Genomic DNA, 14,447 nt, shown 5'->3' with positions numbered 1-14,447 from the left:
CGGTTGTCCCCCGTATCCGCATCCCACGGCATCCGCCGTCCGACCCTCTGGAGCACGCATGTCCTCAGTTCTCTTCGTCGTCACCGGCGCCCGCACCTGGACCCTCACGGACGGCACCGAGCACCCGACCGGCTACTGGGCCGAGGAACTGCTCACCCCCTACCGCGCACTTCGCGATGCGGGCCACTCCGTCTCGTTCGCAACCCCCGGTGGCGTCGCTCCGGTCGCCGACGCCGGGAGCCTCACCGAAGGCGACGCCGAGTCGATCGCCGCGATCGACGGGCTCGCCACCCCTCTGGTGCTGGCCGACATCGATCCCTCCGCCTACGACGCCGTCTACTACCCCGGCGGCCACGGTCCGATGCAGGACCTCGCGATCGACGAGGACTCCGCCGCGCTGATCACCGCGACGCTCGCCGCCGGACGCCCGCTCGCAGCCGTCTGCCACGGTCTCGCGGCTCTGCTCCCGGCGCGTACCGCGGCAGGGGAATCGGTCGTCGCCGGACGCCGCATCACCGGGTTCACCGACGAGGAGGAGCGCCTCGGTGGCCTCGCCGACCGTGCGCCCTTCCTGCTCGAGAGCGAGCTGCGCGCCCGCGGCGCCGAGGTCGACATCGCCTCGCCGTGGAGCGATCACACCGTGGTCGACGGGCTCCTCATCACCGGCCAGAACCCGCAGTCCTCGGCATCCGCGGCTCTGGCGCTCGTCGCCGCACTCGCCTGATCGAAACCGGCGCCGCGACCTGCGCGGCGCCGGTTCCGACCGTTTTCCACGCCCGCTCCTCCCGCACACGGCGAGGCCTGCCGGTACGGTGAGCGCATGCGATCGACCCCCCGCGCCCTCCGCGTCGCTCTCGCCGCAGTCGCGGCGATCAACCTCGTGTCCGCACTGATCGGAATGGTCGGGCTGACGGTCGGCGGAGGAATGGGGCTGCCGCCGGAGTGGCTCGAGGGCAGCGTCTTCCACTCCTACGTCTGGCCGGGGATCATCCTGGGTATCGTCGTCGGCGGAATGCAGGCACTGGCTCTCGTCGCGCAGTTCGGACGATTCGCTCTCGCGTGGGGGCTGCACGCCGCCGCCGGCCTCACCATGATGATCTGGATCTTCGTGGAGATCGCGGTGCTCCTCGAGTGGTCGCCGCTGCACGGCATCTTCTTCGCGACCAGCCTCGTCCAGACCGTGCTCGCCGTGCTGGCACTGGGCGCTCGGCCTCGACCGTTGTTCGCGCGCGACATCAGGGACCACTGATGGCGGTACCCGCGTCGAAGGACGAGCTGCTCACCGCGATCCGGACGGAGTATGCCCGCCTGCGCGCCGACCTCGATCGGGTGCCGCCGGACTCCGCCCGCGATCTCGCGCTGCCCGGTCACGTCAAGGGCACGATGATGAGCCCGGCCGACCTTCTCGCGTACCTGATCGACTGGAACGAGCAGGTCCTCACCTGGCATGACCGTCGCGCCGCCGGGCTCCCCGACGAGCTACCGGCCGCCGACTTCGGCTGGAGTGACCTCGGCGCCTTGGCTCAGCGCTTCTACCGCGACCACGAGGGCGAGCCCTGGGCGGCGCTGCGGGCACGACTCGACCAGGCTGAGCAGCGGATCGAAGCCCTCGTTCTGAGTCGCTCGGAGGAAGAGCTATACGGCACCCCGTGGTACCGCACCTGGACCATGGGTCGCATGATCTCGCTCAACACCGCATCGCCGTACCGGAACGCCCGCGGCCGCATCCGCCGCTGGCTTCGGACGCTCTGAGCACGCAGTCCGGTCATCTCCCCGGTGAGACCCCCTTCTTCGCAGGCTCGACGAGCGAGAGCGGATCCGCGATGTCCTCCAGCGACTTGCCCGCAGCGCTCACCCCGAAGATGCCGCAGACGACGCCGCCGAACATCATGATCGCCGCGCCGAGCACGTACCCCCAGAACAGCGGACCGCGGTCACCCGTCTCGGCACTCGCACCGATCAGCGACCCGTAGAGCACCGGCGCGATGGCCCCGACGAGCTGGCCGATCGAGAAGACGTAGGAGATCACCTGGCTGCGCAGTTCGAGCGGGAAGATCTCGCTCACCGTCAGGTACGCCGCCGACGCCCCCGCCGAGGCGAAGAAGAACGACGCGCACCAGAACGCCGTGTGCGTGGCCGCGTTCAGCACCCCTGCGTTGAAGAGGAACGCGCTGACGAGGAGGATCAGGCCCGCGAGCACGTAGGTCGAGAACAGCATCCGCCGCCGACCCCACGTGTCGAAGAAGTGCCCGAGAATGAGTGCGCCGGCGAGGTTGCCGACCGCGAACACGATGAAGTACTGCGACGCGGACGCCGGCGGGGTGTCGTAGAAGTTCTCGAGCACGAGCGCGTAGGTGAAGAAGATCGCGTTGTAGAGGAACGATTGGGTCACCATCATCGTGATGCCGACCAGGGTGCGCCGCGGGTACTTCTTGAACAGCACCTTCGCGATCACGAGGAGCGGGACGCTGCCGTACTCCTTGACCGTGATCGCCTTGCTCTCGTCGACCGGGTCGATCGTCTTGCCCTCCTTGCGGATGCGCTCCTCGATCTCGTCGACGTTGCGCTCCGCCTCTTCCTCGCGCCCGTGGGTCATCTGCCAGCGCGGGCTCTCCGGGATGTGCCGCCGCAGCCAGATGATGAGGATGCCGAGCACCGGGCCGACGAAGAAGCTGAGCCGCCAGCCGAGGTCGGCGGGGAGGATGTCGGTGTTGAGGAAGAACATGTTCGCCACCGCACCGAGTGCTGCGCCACCCCAGTAGGTGCCGTTGATCGCGATGTCGACGCGGCCGCGGTACTTCGCGGGGATGATCTCGTCGATCGCCGAGTTGATGGCGGCGTACTCGCCGCCGATGCCCGCGCCCGCGACGAACCGCCAGATGTAGAAGAACCAGGGCGCGAAGGACAGCCCGGCGATGGCGGAGCCGATCAGATACACCGCGAGCGACACGAGGAAGAGGTTCTTGCGGCCGAGTCGGTCGGCGAGACGCCCGAACACCAGCGCACCGAACACCTGGCCCAACAGGTAGCAGGTTCCCGCGAGGCCGACTTCAGCGGGGCCCATGCCCAGAGTCGCGGCGTATCCGTTCGCGGCGACGATCTGCACCTCGAGGCCGTCGAGGATCCAGGAGAATCCGAGTCCGACGACGATCATCCAATGGAACCGAGACCACGGCAGCCGGTCCATCCGTGCGGGGACGAGCGACCGGACCTCTTTGACGGTCACGTCGGATGCGGACATGGAGCCTCCTTCGTACGCGGGCGAAATCGCCCCGGCATCTGTCTTACTCCGGGCGAGAATTCGCTGCACGGCCTTGACCGCAGGGATCCCCCCGCGCTAGGCACGGCGAAAGGCCCCGATGCGGTCACACATCGGGGCCTTCGGTCGATCGGGTTCAGCTCTCGACGTGTCGCTCGTCGGGGCCGTCGTAGTACGACAGCGGACGGATCAGCGCGTTCGATCCGGCCTGCTCGATCACATGGGCGGTCCAGCCGGTGACCCGCGCCGCCACGAACAGCGGCGTGAAGGTCAGGGTGTCGAAGCCGATCAGGTTGTACGCCGGACCCGAAGGGTAGTCGAGGTTCGGGTAGATGCCCTTGCGCGCGACGAACTCCGACTCGAGAGCATCGTAGAGGGCGGCCACATCGGGGCGGTCGTAGTGCTCCACCAGAGTGTCGAGCGCCGCCTTCATGGTCGGCACCCGGGAGTCGCCCTTCTTGTACACGCGGTGTCCGAAGCCCATGATCTTGCGCTTCTCGGCGAGGGCCTTGTCGAGCCACGGCACGACGTTCTCGGCCGTGCCGATGTCGTCGAAGATGTGCAGCACGGCCTCGTTGGCCCCACCGTGCAGCGGTCCCTTGAGGGCGCCGATCGCGCCGACCACCGCCGAGTAGATGTCGCTCAGGGTCGAGGTGATGACGCGCGCGGTGAACGTCGAGGCGTTGAAGGAGTGCTCGGCGTACAGGATCATCGAGCGGTTGAACGCGTCGACCACGACGCCGTCCGCCTCCTCGCCGAACGTCATCCAGAGGAAGTTCGCGGAGTAGTCGAGGTCGTCACGCGGGGCGATGATCTCCTGCCCGCGACGGCGACGCTGACCGTAGGCGACGATCGCCGGCAGTGCCGCGAACAGGCGGATGCTGCGCTCGAGGTTCTGCTCCGGGCTGCCACCGGCGTCGAGCACCGAACCGCCCGCACCGGGGTCGGAGGCGCCGATCAGGCTGACCGCGGTGCGGACCTCGTCCATCGGGTGGGCGTCGAGCGGCACGAGGTCGATCGCGGCCTTGACGTTGTCGGCGAGCGCGCGGTGCTTCCGCTCTTCGAGACGGAACGCGGCGAGCTCTTCGGGCGTCGGCAGCTCGCCGTTCCACAGGAGGTAGGCGACGGCCTCGAACGGCTGCGTGTCGGCCAGCTCCTGCACGGGATATCCGCGGTACAGCAGGCTGTTCGTCTCGGGGTTGACCTTCGAGATCGCGGTCGTGTCGACGACGACCCCCGCGAGGCCCTTCTTGATGTCCGGCTCGGTCATGGTCACTCCTTCGTGATGGTGAAGTTGAAGACGCCGGAGTCGAAATGGTTGTACGACTCGTAGTCGATCAGATCGTAGAGATCGGCGCGGTGCTGCATCTCGCCGAGCTTCGAGGTCAGGTGCCCCTCGTCGTTCAGCGTATCGAGAGCACGGCCTGCGGCCCCCATCGAGATGCGCAGCAGCGACACCGGCCAGATGACCAGGTTGACGCCGGCATCACGCAGCTGGTCCGTGGAGAACAGCTCGCTCTTGCCGAACTCGGTCATGTTCGCGAGGATCGGCACGTCGAGCGCCTCGGCCATCGCCTCGAACTCGGCGAGCGTGCGCATCGCCTCGGGGAAGATCGCGTCGGCACCGGCATCCACCAGCGCCTTGGCCCGATCGATCGCGGCATCCAGCCCCTCGATCGCGCGGATGTCGGTGCGCGCCATGATGAGGAAGTTCTCGTCGCGGCGGGCGTCGGCGGCAGCCCGGATGCGCTTGATCGCGGTGTTCTCGTCGACGACGGCCTTGCCGTCGAGGTGGCCGCAGCGCTTCGGATTGATCTGGTCCTCGATGTGCGTGCCGGCGAGGCCCGCGTCTTCGAGCTCCTGGATCGTGCGGGCGACGTTCATCGGCTCGCCGAAGCCGGTGTCGGCGTCGACGATCGCGGGCAGGTCGGTCATGCGGGCGATCTGCTTCGCACGGCCGGCCACCTCGGTCAGCGTCGTGAGGCCGATGTCGGGCAGCCCCAGGTCGGCGGAGAGCACGGCGCCGGAGATGTAGACCCCGTCGAAGCCCTTCTGCTCGATCAGCCGGGCACTCAGCGGGTTGAAGGCTCCCGGGAAGCGCAGCAGTTCGCCGCTCGCCAGCCGCTCCCGGAACAGCCGCCGCTTCTCGGCGGGCGTGACGGTTGAGTACAGCATCAGAAGAGTCCCGCAGGCGCCGGCGCTGCCTCGAGCAGGCCGGGCTTCGCGACGATCGACAGCTCGCCGACCTCGGCGGCCGTGAGCTCGGGCAGGCGCTGCACGAGGGAGAGGAACCGCTCGATCTCAGCCGGCTCCAACACGGGCTCGGCGAGCAGACGGAACTTGGCGATGTAGTTCTCGCGCGCGAACGGACGGGCGCCCAGCGGATGCGCGTCGGCCACGGCGATCTCGTCGACCACGGTCGAGCCGTCGGTCAGGCGGATCTCGACGCGACCGCCGAAGGCCTTCTCGGCCGGGTCCTCGGAGTGGTAGCGGCGGGTCCACTCGTCGTCCTCCGCCGTGGTGATCTTGTGCCACAGCGCGACCGTGTCGGCGCGGCCCGCACGCTCGGGGGCGTAGGAGTCGACGTGGTGCCAGCCGCCGTCCTGCAGCGCGACCGCGAAGATGTAGGGCACCGAGTGGTCGAGGGTCTCGCGCGATGCGGTCGGGTCGTACTTCTGCGGGTCGTTCGCGCCGGAGCCGATCACGTTGTGCGTGTGGTGGCTGGTGTGGATGACGATCGAGTCGATGTTCTCGGGGTCACGCAGCGCCGGGTTCTCGATCCCGAGCTTGCGGGCGAGGTCGATGAGCGCCTGCGCCTGATACTCGGCCGAGTGCTCCTTCGTGTACGAGTCGAGGATCGCGCGCTTGGGCTCGCCCGCGGCGGGCAGCGGCACGTCGTAGGACGCGTCCTTGCCGTCGAGCATCCACGCGATCACACCGTCTTCGCCCTCGTAGATCGGCGCGGGGCTGGTCTGCCCGCGCATGGCCCGGTCGACCGCCTCGACGGCCATCTTGCCCGCGAAGGCCGGGGCGTGCGCCTTCCAGGTGGAGATCTCGCCCTTGCGGCTCTGCCGAGTGGCGGTCGTCGTGTGCAGACCCTGGCCCACAGCCTGGTAGATCGTCTCGACGTCGAGCCCGAGCAGGGTGCCGATGCCGGCGGCCGCCGACGGGCCGAGGTGGGCGACGTGGTCGATCTTGTGCTTGTGCAGGCAGATCGCGCGCACGAGGTCCATCTGGATCTCGTAGCCGGTCGCGATGCCGCGCACGAGCGCCCGACCGTCCTTGCCGGTGTGCTGGGCGACCGCGAGGATCGGCGGGATGTTATCGCCGGGGTGCGAGTACTCCGCCGCGAGGAACGTGTCGTGGTAGTCGAGTTCGCGCACGGCCACGCCGTTCGCCCAGGCCGCCCACTCGGGGCTGGTGCGGTGGTCGAGCGCCGCACCGAACAGGTTCGCTCCGACTCCGCCGGTGGAGACGGGGTGGCTGAACGCCTGCGCGCGGGCGGCGTTGATCGGCGCGCGGGTGAGGGATGCCGCGGCCACCGAGGCGTTGTCGATGATGCGGTTGATGATCATGTCGACGACGTCCTGCTCGACCTCGACCCGGTCGGCGGCGACCTCGGCGATCTTCCAGGCGAGCTGGTCTTCGCGCGCGAGGTTCTCGTCGCTGCGGTGCACACGGACGTGATGGGTGACGGTCATTTCTTATCCTTCGCTGTTGCTGGAGTCGAGAGAGTCGAGGATGCCGGTGAGGGCGTTGTGCAGGTGCACGTGGGTGGCATGGGCGGCGAGGTCGCCGTCGCGGGCGGCGAGCGCCTCGGCGATCGTGCGGTGCTCGGCGGCGGATGCCGCGAGTCGGGCGGGCTTGTCGCGGGCCATCCGGCGCACGCGCACGAGGTGCGTGCGCACGGTGCGCAGGGCCGAGGCGATGTAGTCGTTCGCGACGGCCGCATCGAGGGCACCGTCGAACCGGGCGATCAGCGCGTAGTAGGCGTCACGGCCTGCGGGAGCGGTGAGGTCGACGTGCGCGAACTCCGCGGCGAGCTCGGCGAACAGACCGGCGTCCCCCCGCACGGCGGCGAGCCGGGCGGAGCTCTCCTCCAGCGCGCGGCGGATCTCGAACAGCGAGCGGATGTCGTCGGCATCCAGGTCGGCGACCACGGTCACGCGCGGCGACTGCTGGACGACGAGACCGTCGCCGGCCAGTCGGCGCAGCGCCTCCCGCATCGGAGTGCGACTCACACCGAGACGCTCAGCCTGCTCGACCTCCCCGAGAACGAAGCCGGCCGGAAGAGCACCCGACTGGATGTCGTCGAGCAGGGCCGTGTACGCGCGATCACTCGCGGAGAAGCGCTCGACAACAGGGGGCATGCCCTCAGTGTATACATAAAGGAGCGGGAGGGGCCTCTCAGTCTTTTTCTACGGGCTTCCCGTATACATTCCCGGGGGCGGGCACCGGCTCCACGAACTCCGGAGCGACGGGCTCCCCCAGCTTGACCACGACGACCCCCACGAGAACGAGCACTCCGCCGAGCCCCTGCAGCAGATCGGGAAGCTGGCCGAGCAGCAGCCAGCCGAACAGGAGCGCGGCGACCACCTCGGCGAGCGCGACGAAGGAGGCGAGCCGCGAACCCAGCATCCGTGTCGAGGCGATGCCGAGCAGGTACGCGAGGGCCGTCGCCACGACACCGATCGCCAGCACGGGGACGAACCAGGGCACACTGCCGAAACGGTAGGCGATGTCGTCGGTCGTCCACGCGATCGGCAGGACGCCGATCGCCCCGGCCGCCGTGAGACCGAGTGCACCGATCAGCAGCCCGCTGCCGGCGAGTGCGAGCGGCGGCAGCCCCGTGTCGACTCTGGCCGAGAGCACGAAGTAGGTCGCCGCCCCGACCATGGCTCCGAGCGCCCACAGGATGCCGGCCACGTTCACATCGGCCCCCGTGAGGATGTCGAGCATGAGCACCAGCCCGACGATGGCGATGGCCGCCCCGATGATGCTGCGGCGCGTCGGCCGCTCCCCCCGTCGCAGCCACAGCCACAGCAGCACCGCGACCGGTGCCGTGTACTCGATGAGCAGCGCCAGCCCCACATCCATGACGGCGACGGCCTGGAAGTAGAAGAGCTGGGTCGCGGTGACGGCGAGCAGTCCGTAGGCGAGGATCATGCCGGCGTTGCGGCGAAGGAGACCCCACCGCCCGCGCAGCGACAGGATCGTGGGGATGAGCAGCACGAGGGCCGCCACCCAGATGCGTGCGGTGACGGCGGCTCCCGGCGTCCACCCCGCGTCGATGAGCCCGCGCGCCCACGCGCCGGACATGCCGAACGACAGCGCGGCCGCGATGGCGAGCGGCAGCCCCAGGCGCACACCGCGTGCGGACGCGACCGCCACGCTGTCATCACTCACCCTGCCCATGATCGATGACGCTACTCGCGCACGCTGTAAGATGTCAACGTGATCTTCACCGATGACACCCAAGAGGGTCTCCGCGCCGCCGTGTGGCTCGTGAACTCGGCCGAGGATCCGGACACGCTGGTCGACCTCGAAGACGAGCGCGCCTTCCTCCGCGAGTTCCCCTACACCGGACGACTCGACCGCGATGAAGACGAGCTCGCCTCCCTGCGCCGCCTGCGCCCGCGTCTGCGATCCATGCTGCTGGCGCCGCGCGACGAGATGGCCGAACTCGTCAACGCCGCCCTCGCCGAGTCCCGCCTCACCCCGCGACTGCTCCGCCACGACGGGGTCGATTGGCACCTCCACGCCGTGGCCGACGAGCATCCGCTGGCGGAGCGCGTGCTGATCGAGACCGCGATGGCGCTGATCGACGTCATCCGCGCCGAGGAGGGCTCGCGCCTCTCCGTGTGTGCGGATGACACCTGCCTGGCGATCGCCCTGGATCTCTCCCGCAACCGCTCGAAGCGCTACTGCTCGACGACCTGCGCGAACCGCAACGCCGTCGCCGCATATCGCGCGCGCCGGGCCGCGGACTGACGCACGGACTCAGGCGCCGATGTACGCGCCCCGCCAGGTGTACGCCGCGATGGTGTCGGCCTTCATCTCCATGCCGTTCCCGGGAGCAGTGGGCGCCCTGTAGGAGCCACCGCGGATGTCGGTCGGCACGACGAAGTGCTCGTGCAGGTGGTCGACGAACTCGATCATGCGGCCCTCACGGGTGCCGGTGACCGCGACGAAGTCGAACATCGACAGGTGCTGCACCGCTTCGCACAGACCCACCCCACCCGCGTGCGGGCACACCGGAACGCCGAACTTGGCGGCGAGCAGCAGGTTGGCGATGTTCTCGTTGACGCCGCCGACGCGCACGGCATCGATCTGCATGACGGAGATGGCATCCGCCTGCAGCAGCTGCTTGAAGATGACGCGGTTCTGGGCGTGCTCGCCGGTGGCGACGCGGATCGGCGCCACGCCGCGGGCGATCTCGGCGTGCCCGAGCACATCGTCGGGGCTGGTCGGCTCCTCGATCCACGCGGGGTGGAACTCGGCGAGCGCGTTCACCCATTCGATCGCCTCCGACACCTCCCAGCGCTGGTTCGCGTCGATCGCGATGGGGAAGTCCGGTCCACACACCTCACGCGCCTTGCGGAAGCGACGGATATCGTCCTGCAGGTCGGCGCCGACCTTGAGCTTGATCTGCGTGAAGCCGTCGGCCATGGCCTCGCGGGCGAGCCGTTCGAGCTTCTCGTCGGAGTATCCGAGCCAGCCGGGACTCGTGGTGTACCCCGGGTACCCGGTGGCGAGCAGCTGCTGCTCCCGCTCGGCGCGGCCCGGTTCCGCGGCGCGCAGGATGTCGAGGGCGTCCTCGCGGGTGAGGGCGTTCGCGAGGTAGCGGAAGTCGACGAGGTCGACGAGTTCTTCCGGGGTCATGCGGGCGAGCAGCTGCCAGAGGGGCAGCCCCGCGCGCTTGGCCTTGATGTCCCACAGTGCGTTGATGACGGCGCCGATGGCCATGTGCATGACGCCCTTCTCGGGGCCGAGCCACCGCAGCTGCGAGTCGCCGATGATCGCCCGGAAGGTGCCGCCCATGTCGTCGAGCAGGGGCTCGAGCTCGCGGCCGACGAGGTGCCCGGCGAGCGCGTCGATCCCGGCGACCTGCACGTCGTTGCCCCGCCCGATCGTGAAGACGAACGCGTGGCCCTCGATGCCGTCCTCGGCGTCCGTGCGCACGATCACGTAGGCGGCGGAGTAGTCGGGGTCGGGGTTCATCGCGTCCGAACCATCCAGGCTCAACGACGTCGGGAAGCGGATGTCGGTGGTGTCGAGGGCGACGATACGGGTCACGGGGGTCCTCTCCGTGCACGGCGGATCTCTTCCGTGCGGATACCTTGGAGTGTAAACATCCGATGTCTATACTGTCAACGAGATGGGCCGCAGCGTCGTGGCCTCCCCACCGATCAGGAGAATCATGAAGTTCGCGCGGCTCGGCACCCCCGGCACGGAGATCCCCGTCCTCGTGGAGGGTGACCACTACCTCGACCTCCGCTCGCTGACATCCGATGTGAACGGCGACTTCCTCGAGAGCGACTTCGTCGCCAGGGTCGCGGCGGCCCGCGATGCCGGGGAGCTTCCGGAACTCGCGGATGCCGCGGCGATGCGCATCGGCGCACCGATCGCCCGTCCGAGCGCCGTGATCTGCATCGGCATGAACTACGCCGCCCACGCGGCCGAGTCGGGTTCGGAGCCGCCGACCATCCCCATCCTCTTCCTGAAGACGCCCAACACGGTGGTCGGACCCGACGACGCGGTGACGATCCCCCGCGGCAGCGAGAAGACCGACTGGGAGGTCGAGCTCGGCATCGTGATCGGCGCTCGCGCGGCCTACCTCGACTCCCCCGAGGAGTCGCTCGCCCACGTGGCCGGCTTCGTCGCCGCGAACGACGTCTCGGAGCGGGCGTTCCAGATCGAGGTGTCGGGCGGGCAGTGGTCCAAGGGCAAGATCGCCCCGGGATTCAACCCCACCGGCCCGTGGCTCGTCACTCCCGACGAGGTCGACCACCACGCGCTCGGACTGCGCAGCTTCGTCAACGGCGAGCCGCGGCAGGACTCGAACACGAGCGACATGATCTTCACGGTCGAGCACATCGTGCACCACCTGTCGCAGTACGTGACGCTCGAGCCGGGCGACCTGATCCTCACCGGCACCCCGCAGGGCGTGGCCCTCTCGGGCAAGTACCCCTACCTCACACCCGGCGACGTGGTCGAGATCGAGATCGACGGCCTCGGCCGGCAGCGGCAGGAGTTCGTGGCATGGGAGGCACAGAGATGAGCGCACTCGACGGACTGGTGGCGATCGTCACCGGCGGAGCATCCGGGATCGGTGCGGCGATCGCACAGCGCCTGCGCGCCGACGGGGCGACCATCGCGATCCTCGACCGCGACACCGCCGCGGCCGACCCCGCGTTCACGGCCTTCACCGCCGACGTCTCGGATCGTGCAAGCGTCGACGCGGCCGTCGCGGCCGTGGCCGAGAGGTTCGGGCGCATCGACATCGTCGTGAACAACGCCGGGATCGGCGCGCAGGGCGACGTCGCGGCGAACGACGACGACGAGTGGGCGCGCGTGCTCTCGATCAACGTGACCGGCATCGCCCGCGTGACGGCGGCGGCATTGCCCTGGCTGCGGAAGTCGCCTGCGGCGGCGGTCTGCAACACGGCATCCATCGCCTCCACCACCGGACTCCCGCAGCGGGCGCTGTACAGCGCGTCGAAGGGGGCCGTCTCGGCGCTGACCCGCGCGATGGCGGCCGACCACCTGCGCGAGGGTATCCGGGTGAACGCGGTCAACCCCGGCACGGCCGACACCCCCTGGGTCGGGCGCCTGCTGGATTCGGCCGTCGACCCCGCGGCCGAGCGCGCCGCGCTCGAGGCCCGCCAGCCGCACGGACGGCTCGTCGACCCCGATGAGGTCGCTGCCGCGGTCGCCTACCTCGTGAGCCCCGGGGCCGGTTCGACGACCGGCACGTCCATCGAGGTCGACGGCGGCATGGCGCGGTTGCGGCTTCGCGCGGAGTGAGTTCCGCGCGACGTCAGCCGCGGCTGCCGCGGAACCAGCCCCGGATGCCGTGACGCGGAGGCTCCGCGGTCGGCGCCTGCGGCCGGGCATCCGTGCGATAGAACTGCTCGGCGGTGGTCCAGAAGATCGCGTCGAGGTCATGCCCCCGCGCATCCGCCCAGGCGATCACCGTGTCGGCCCAGCGCGTGCGGGCCGTGGGCTGGTAGGTCGGCGAGCCGTCCTCCGGTGCGTGCGGGTCGTCGTCCTCGGCCGGTCCGATGACCGAGACGGGCCAGTCGCTCCCCCACATCAGCCGCTCGATCCCGAACGCATCGGCTGCCACATCGAGGAACGGGATCAACTGCGCCGCGTCCCAGTCCCCGCCGGCCTCGCCGGGCAACCCCGAGAGCTTGCAGAAGGTGTTCGGATGCCGCGCCAGCTCGGTCAGGTCGCGGGCCCATTCCGGGGTCGGCGCCAGCGGAGCCGCGGCCGTGCCCACGGCGGGCTTCCCCAGATGATCGAGCACGAGTCGCAGCTCCGGGATGGCTCCGGCGAGGCGGGCGACATCCGGCAGCTGCGCGGCGCGCACGCACGCGTCGAAGGTCAGACCACGCGCGGCGACCTCGCGCGCACCGGTCACGAAGGCCGCCGACACCGCCAGTCCGTCGGGCTCGCCCTGCAGGTTGTGCCGCACGCCGACGACGAGCGGCTCGGCCGCGAGACCTTCGAGGTGCGCGACCGTGTCGGTCCCCCGGTCGAGGCGGATGCCGGCGACGATGCCGACCACTCCGAGCGCGGGCGCAAGCCCTGCGACCCAGAGCACCTCATCGAGGAAGTCGTCGTCGACCGTCCCGGCCTGCACGAACACGCACTTCTCGGTCTCGGCACGCTCCAGGCGGGCGTGCTCGAGTTCCAGGTCGGCGAAACGGTACGCCATCGGGCCTTCGAGCCACGTGTAGGTCAGCGCCTCCGGATCCCACAGGTGCAGATGTGCATCGAGAACTCGCATCCCCTCATCCTGCCGCAGACATCGGAGCAATCGCTAGGATGACGCCATGGCTGTGACGGACGACGCGATCGCGAAGATCAAGGCGATGATCGTGTCGGGCGAGCTGACCCCCGGTGATCGCCTGCCTCCGGAGAAGGAGCTCTCCGAGCGGCTCGGTCTCTCCCGCAGCTCGATGCGCGAGGCGGTCAAGGCGCTCGAGGTCATCCGCGTGCTCGACGTGCGGCGCGGCGACGGCACCTATGTGACGAGTCTCGAGCCCCACCTGCTGCTGGAGGCGATCTCGTTCGTCGTCGACATGCACGACGACGACTCGATGCTCGAGATCTTCGCCGTGCGCCGGATGCTGGAGTCGCAGGCATCCGGCCTCGCCGCCACGCTGGGCACCGACGAGCAGATCGCCGAGCTGCAGCGCGAGGTCGAGGGCGTGGATGCCTCCGTGAGCATCGAGGAGCTCGTCGACCACGACATCCGATTCCACCGCGCGATCGTGGCGATGGCGGGCAATGCGTACCTCGCGAGCCTGATCGAGCACCTGAGCAGCCAGACCGTGCGTGCCCGCGCCTGGCGGGGCCTCACCGAGAGCGGCGCCGTCGAGCGCACCCTGTCGGAGCACCGGGCGATCGCCGACGCGGTCGCACAGCGCGACCCCGCACTGGCGACCTCGCTGACGACCGCGCACATCGCCGGCATCGAGCGCTGGCTGCGCCACGCGACGGCGCCCTGAGCGGTTCCGGGCGCCCCGGCACCCGGACGCGGAAGTGGGTCTGACGGCGCCGCCGCGAGGGGTGTACCGTCACCGCATGATCACCGACGATCCCACCTTGACCAACCCCGACCACTACCGCACCCTCTGGGAGAACGAGCACGTCCGCGTGCTCGAATACACCGACGTCCCCGGCGACAAGACGACGCCGCACGATCATCCGAACAGTGTGATGATCACCCTCAGCGATTTCTCTCGTCGCCTCAGCGCCGGGGAGCGGACGTTCGACACGGCCCTCACCTCCGGGCAGGCGGTCTGGATACCGGCGCAGCGTCACTCCGGCGAGAACACCGGGACGACGCCGACGCACACCATCCTCGTCGAACTCAAGGGCGATGCGGCGGGCGAACCGATGGCATCGACACTCGGGCCGGAACATCCCGCCGAGGGGTGAGCGCACCCGGATGATC

Annotated in this window: 16 protein-coding genes; 8 read left to right on the top strand and 8 right to left on the bottom strand. The window is 69.6% G+C overall.

The annotated features are described in order from the left end of the window. Window positions 1–58 precede the first annotated feature (58 nt). The 3 genes from ACIOTO_RS09730 (at window position 59) to ACIOTO_RS09720 (ending at window position 1,752) form a co-directional block, all read left to right on the top strand. Window positions 59–724: a type 1 glutamine amidotransferase domain-containing protein gene (locus ACIOTO_RS09730; RefSeq protein WP_372467475.1), complete on the top strand. Its 666-nt coding sequence runs from the start codon at window positions 59–61 to the stop codon at window positions 722–724. A 96-nt stretch (window positions 725–820) separates the two neighbouring features. Beyond that, window positions 821–1,249 (top strand): hypothetical protein, encoded by a 429-nt coding sequence (locus tag ACIOTO_RS09725; RefSeq protein WP_400857629.1) that lies wholly within the window; start codon window positions 821–823, stop codon window positions 1,247–1,249. Further along, entirely contained in the window at window positions 1,249–1,752 is a 504-nt protein-coding gene (locus tag ACIOTO_RS09720; protein ID WP_400857628.1) for a ClbS/DfsB family four-helix bundle protein, read from the top strand. The genes ACIOTO_RS09725 and ACIOTO_RS09720 overlap by 1 nt, the downstream gene beginning before the upstream one ends. Before the next feature lie 13 nt (window positions 1,753–1,765). On the opposite strand, the gene ACIOTO_RS09715 is transcribed toward ACIOTO_RS09720, so the two are convergent. The 6 genes from ACIOTO_RS09715 to ACIOTO_RS09690 all read right to left on the bottom strand — a co-directional run bounded on the left by ACIOTO_RS09715 (window position 1,766) and on the right by ACIOTO_RS09690 (window position 8,674). After that, window positions 1,766–3,241 carry an MFS transporter gene (locus ACIOTO_RS09715; RefSeq protein WP_372467477.1) on the bottom strand — a complete coding sequence of 492 codons (1,476 nt, stop codon included), beginning with the start codon at window positions 3,239–3,241 and terminating at the stop codon, window positions 1,766–1,768. A 154-nt stretch (window positions 3,242–3,395) separates the two neighbouring features. Beyond that, on the bottom strand, window positions 3,396–4,529 hold the full coding sequence (locus tag ACIOTO_RS09710) for a bifunctional 2-methylcitrate synthase/citrate synthase (protein ID WP_400857627.1): 1,134 nt from the start codon (window positions 4,527–4,529) through the stop codon (window positions 3,396–3,398). A gap of 2 nt (window positions 4,530–4,531) precedes the next feature. Next, on the bottom strand, window positions 4,532–5,434 hold the full coding sequence (gene prpB / locus ACIOTO_RS09705) for a methylisocitrate lyase (RefSeq protein ID WP_267416117.1): 903 nt from the start codon (window positions 5,432–5,434) through the stop codon (window positions 4,532–4,534). Beyond that, complete coding sequence (locus ACIOTO_RS09700; protein ID WP_400857626.1) at window positions 5,434–6,960, bottom strand: MmgE/PrpD family protein; 1,527 nt, start codon at window positions 6,958–6,960, stop codon at window positions 5,434–5,436. Before ACIOTO_RS09700 ends, prpB begins: the two co-directional genes overlap by 1 nt. A 3-nt stretch (window positions 6,961–6,963) precedes the next feature. After that, a complete protein-coding gene (locus ACIOTO_RS09695) occupies window positions 6,964–7,629 on the bottom strand; it encodes a GntR family transcriptional regulator (protein ID WP_105711254.1) in 666 nt (221 codons plus the stop codon). 37 nt (window positions 7,630–7,666) lie between these two features. Further along, complete coding sequence (locus ACIOTO_RS09690; RefSeq protein ID WP_400857625.1) at window positions 7,667–8,674, bottom strand: EamA family transporter; 1,008 nt, start codon at window positions 8,672–8,674, stop codon at window positions 7,667–7,669. A 39-nt stretch (window positions 8,675–8,713) separates the two neighbouring features. On the opposite strand from ACIOTO_RS09690, the gene ACIOTO_RS09685 reads away from it, so the two are divergent. Further along, the gene (locus tag ACIOTO_RS09685; protein ID WP_400857624.1) at window positions 8,714–9,250 is read left to right on the top strand and encodes a CGNR zinc finger domain-containing protein; all 537 of its coding nucleotides are present in this window, start codon (window positions 8,714–8,716) and stop codon (window positions 9,248–9,250) included. 9 nt (window positions 9,251–9,259) lie between these two features. Here ACIOTO_RS09685 and ACIOTO_RS09680 read toward each other — a convergent pair whose 3' ends face one another. Continuing rightward, window positions 9,260–10,555, bottom strand: coding sequence for an L-fuconate dehydratase (locus ACIOTO_RS09680; RefSeq protein ID WP_400857623.1), 1,296 nt, complete (start codon window positions 10,553–10,555; stop codon window positions 9,260–9,262). Between the two features lie 124 nt (window positions 10,556–10,679). Between ACIOTO_RS09680 and ACIOTO_RS09675 the strand changes: the two genes are divergently transcribed. Then, window positions 10,680–11,540, top strand: coding sequence for a fumarylacetoacetate hydrolase family protein (locus ACIOTO_RS09675; RefSeq protein WP_400857622.1), 861 nt, complete (start codon window positions 10,680–10,682; stop codon window positions 11,538–11,540). Further along, entirely contained in the window at window positions 11,537–12,286 is a 750-nt protein-coding gene (locus ACIOTO_RS09670) for an SDR family NAD(P)-dependent oxidoreductase (RefSeq protein ID WP_400857621.1), read from the top strand. The genes ACIOTO_RS09675 and ACIOTO_RS09670 overlap by 4 nt, the downstream gene beginning before the upstream one ends. A 13-nt stretch (window positions 12,287–12,299) precedes the next feature. On the opposite strand, the gene ACIOTO_RS09665 is transcribed toward ACIOTO_RS09670, so the two are convergent. Continuing rightward, entirely contained in the window at window positions 12,300–13,274 is a 975-nt protein-coding gene (locus tag ACIOTO_RS09665; RefSeq protein ID WP_262001663.1) for an amidohydrolase, read from the bottom strand. Window positions 13,275–13,320: 46 nt separating this feature from the next. Between ACIOTO_RS09665 and ACIOTO_RS09660 the strand changes: the two genes are divergently transcribed. Together ACIOTO_RS09660 and ACIOTO_RS09655 are read left to right on the top strand one after the other, a co-directional pair. Then, window positions 13,321–13,998 carry a FadR/GntR family transcriptional regulator gene (locus ACIOTO_RS09660; RefSeq protein ID WP_400857619.1) on the top strand — a complete coding sequence of 226 codons (678 nt, stop codon included), beginning with the start codon at window positions 13,321–13,323 and terminating at the stop codon, window positions 13,996–13,998. A 76-nt stretch (window positions 13,999–14,074) separates the two neighbouring features. Beyond that, entirely contained in the window at window positions 14,075–14,431 is a 357-nt protein-coding gene (locus ACIOTO_RS09655; protein WP_105711302.1) for a cytoplasmic protein, read from the top strand. Window positions 14,432–14,447: the final 16 nt, after the last annotated feature.

Source organism: Microbacterium sp. NPDC087592, assembly GCF_044743585.1.
Lineage (GTDB): Bacteria > Actinomycetota > Actinomycetes > Actinomycetales > Microbacteriaceae > Microbacterium.
Note: the sequence above shows the minus strand (reverse complement) of the source record. Positions and strands in the feature narration are given on the sequence as shown.

Excerpts from the sequence above, each read along its gene's own strand:
- ACIOTO_RS09730 (WP_372467475.1), top strand. The coding sequence starts at position 59 with ATGTCCTCAGTTCTCTTCGTCGTCACCGGCGCCCGCACCTGGACCCTC.
- ACIOTO_RS09725 (WP_400857629.1), top strand. The coding sequence starts at position 821 with ATGCGATCGACCCCCCGCGCCCTCCGCGTCGCTCTCGCCGCAGTCGCG.
- ACIOTO_RS09720 (WP_400857628.1), top strand. The coding sequence starts at position 1,249 with ATGGCGGTACCCGCGTCGAAGGACGAGCTGCTCACCGCGATCCGGACG.
- ACIOTO_RS09715 (WP_372467477.1), bottom strand. The coding sequence starts at position 3,241 with ATGTCCGCATCCGACGTGACCGTCAAAGAGGTCCGGTCGCTCGTCCCC.
- ACIOTO_RS09710 (WP_400857627.1), bottom strand. The coding sequence starts at position 4,529 with ATGACCGAGCCGGACATCAAGAAGGGCCTCGCGGGGGTCGTCGTCGAC.
- prpB (WP_267416117.1), bottom strand. The coding sequence starts at position 5,434 with ATGCTGTACTCAACCGTCACGCCCGCCGAGAAGCGGCGGCTGTTCCGG.
- ACIOTO_RS09700 (WP_400857626.1), bottom strand. The coding sequence starts at position 6,960 with ATGACCGTCACCCATCACGTCCGTGTGCACCGCAGCGACGAGAACCTC.
- ACIOTO_RS09695 (WP_105711254.1), bottom strand. The coding sequence starts at position 7,629 with ATGCCCCCTGTTGTCGAGCGCTTCTCCGCGAGTGATCGCGCGTACACG.
- ACIOTO_RS09690 (WP_400857625.1), bottom strand. The coding sequence starts at position 8,674 with ATGGGCAGGGTGAGTGATGACAGCGTGGCGGTCGCGTCCGCACGCGGT.
- ACIOTO_RS09675 (WP_400857622.1), top strand. The coding sequence starts at position 10,680 with ATGAAGTTCGCGCGGCTCGGCACCCCCGGCACGGAGATCCCCGTCCTC.
- ACIOTO_RS09670 (WP_400857621.1), top strand. The coding sequence starts at position 11,537 with ATGAGCGCACTCGACGGACTGGTGGCGATCGTCACCGGCGGAGCATCC.
- ACIOTO_RS09665 (WP_262001663.1), bottom strand. The coding sequence starts at position 13,274 with ATGCGAGTTCTCGATGCACATCTGCACCTGTGGGATCCGGAGGCGCTG.
- ACIOTO_RS09660 (WP_400857619.1), top strand. The coding sequence starts at position 13,321 with ATGGCTGTGACGGACGACGCGATCGCGAAGATCAAGGCGATGATCGTG.
- ACIOTO_RS09655 (WP_105711302.1), top strand. The coding sequence starts at position 14,075 with ATGATCACCGACGATCCCACCTTGACCAACCCCGACCACTACCGCACC.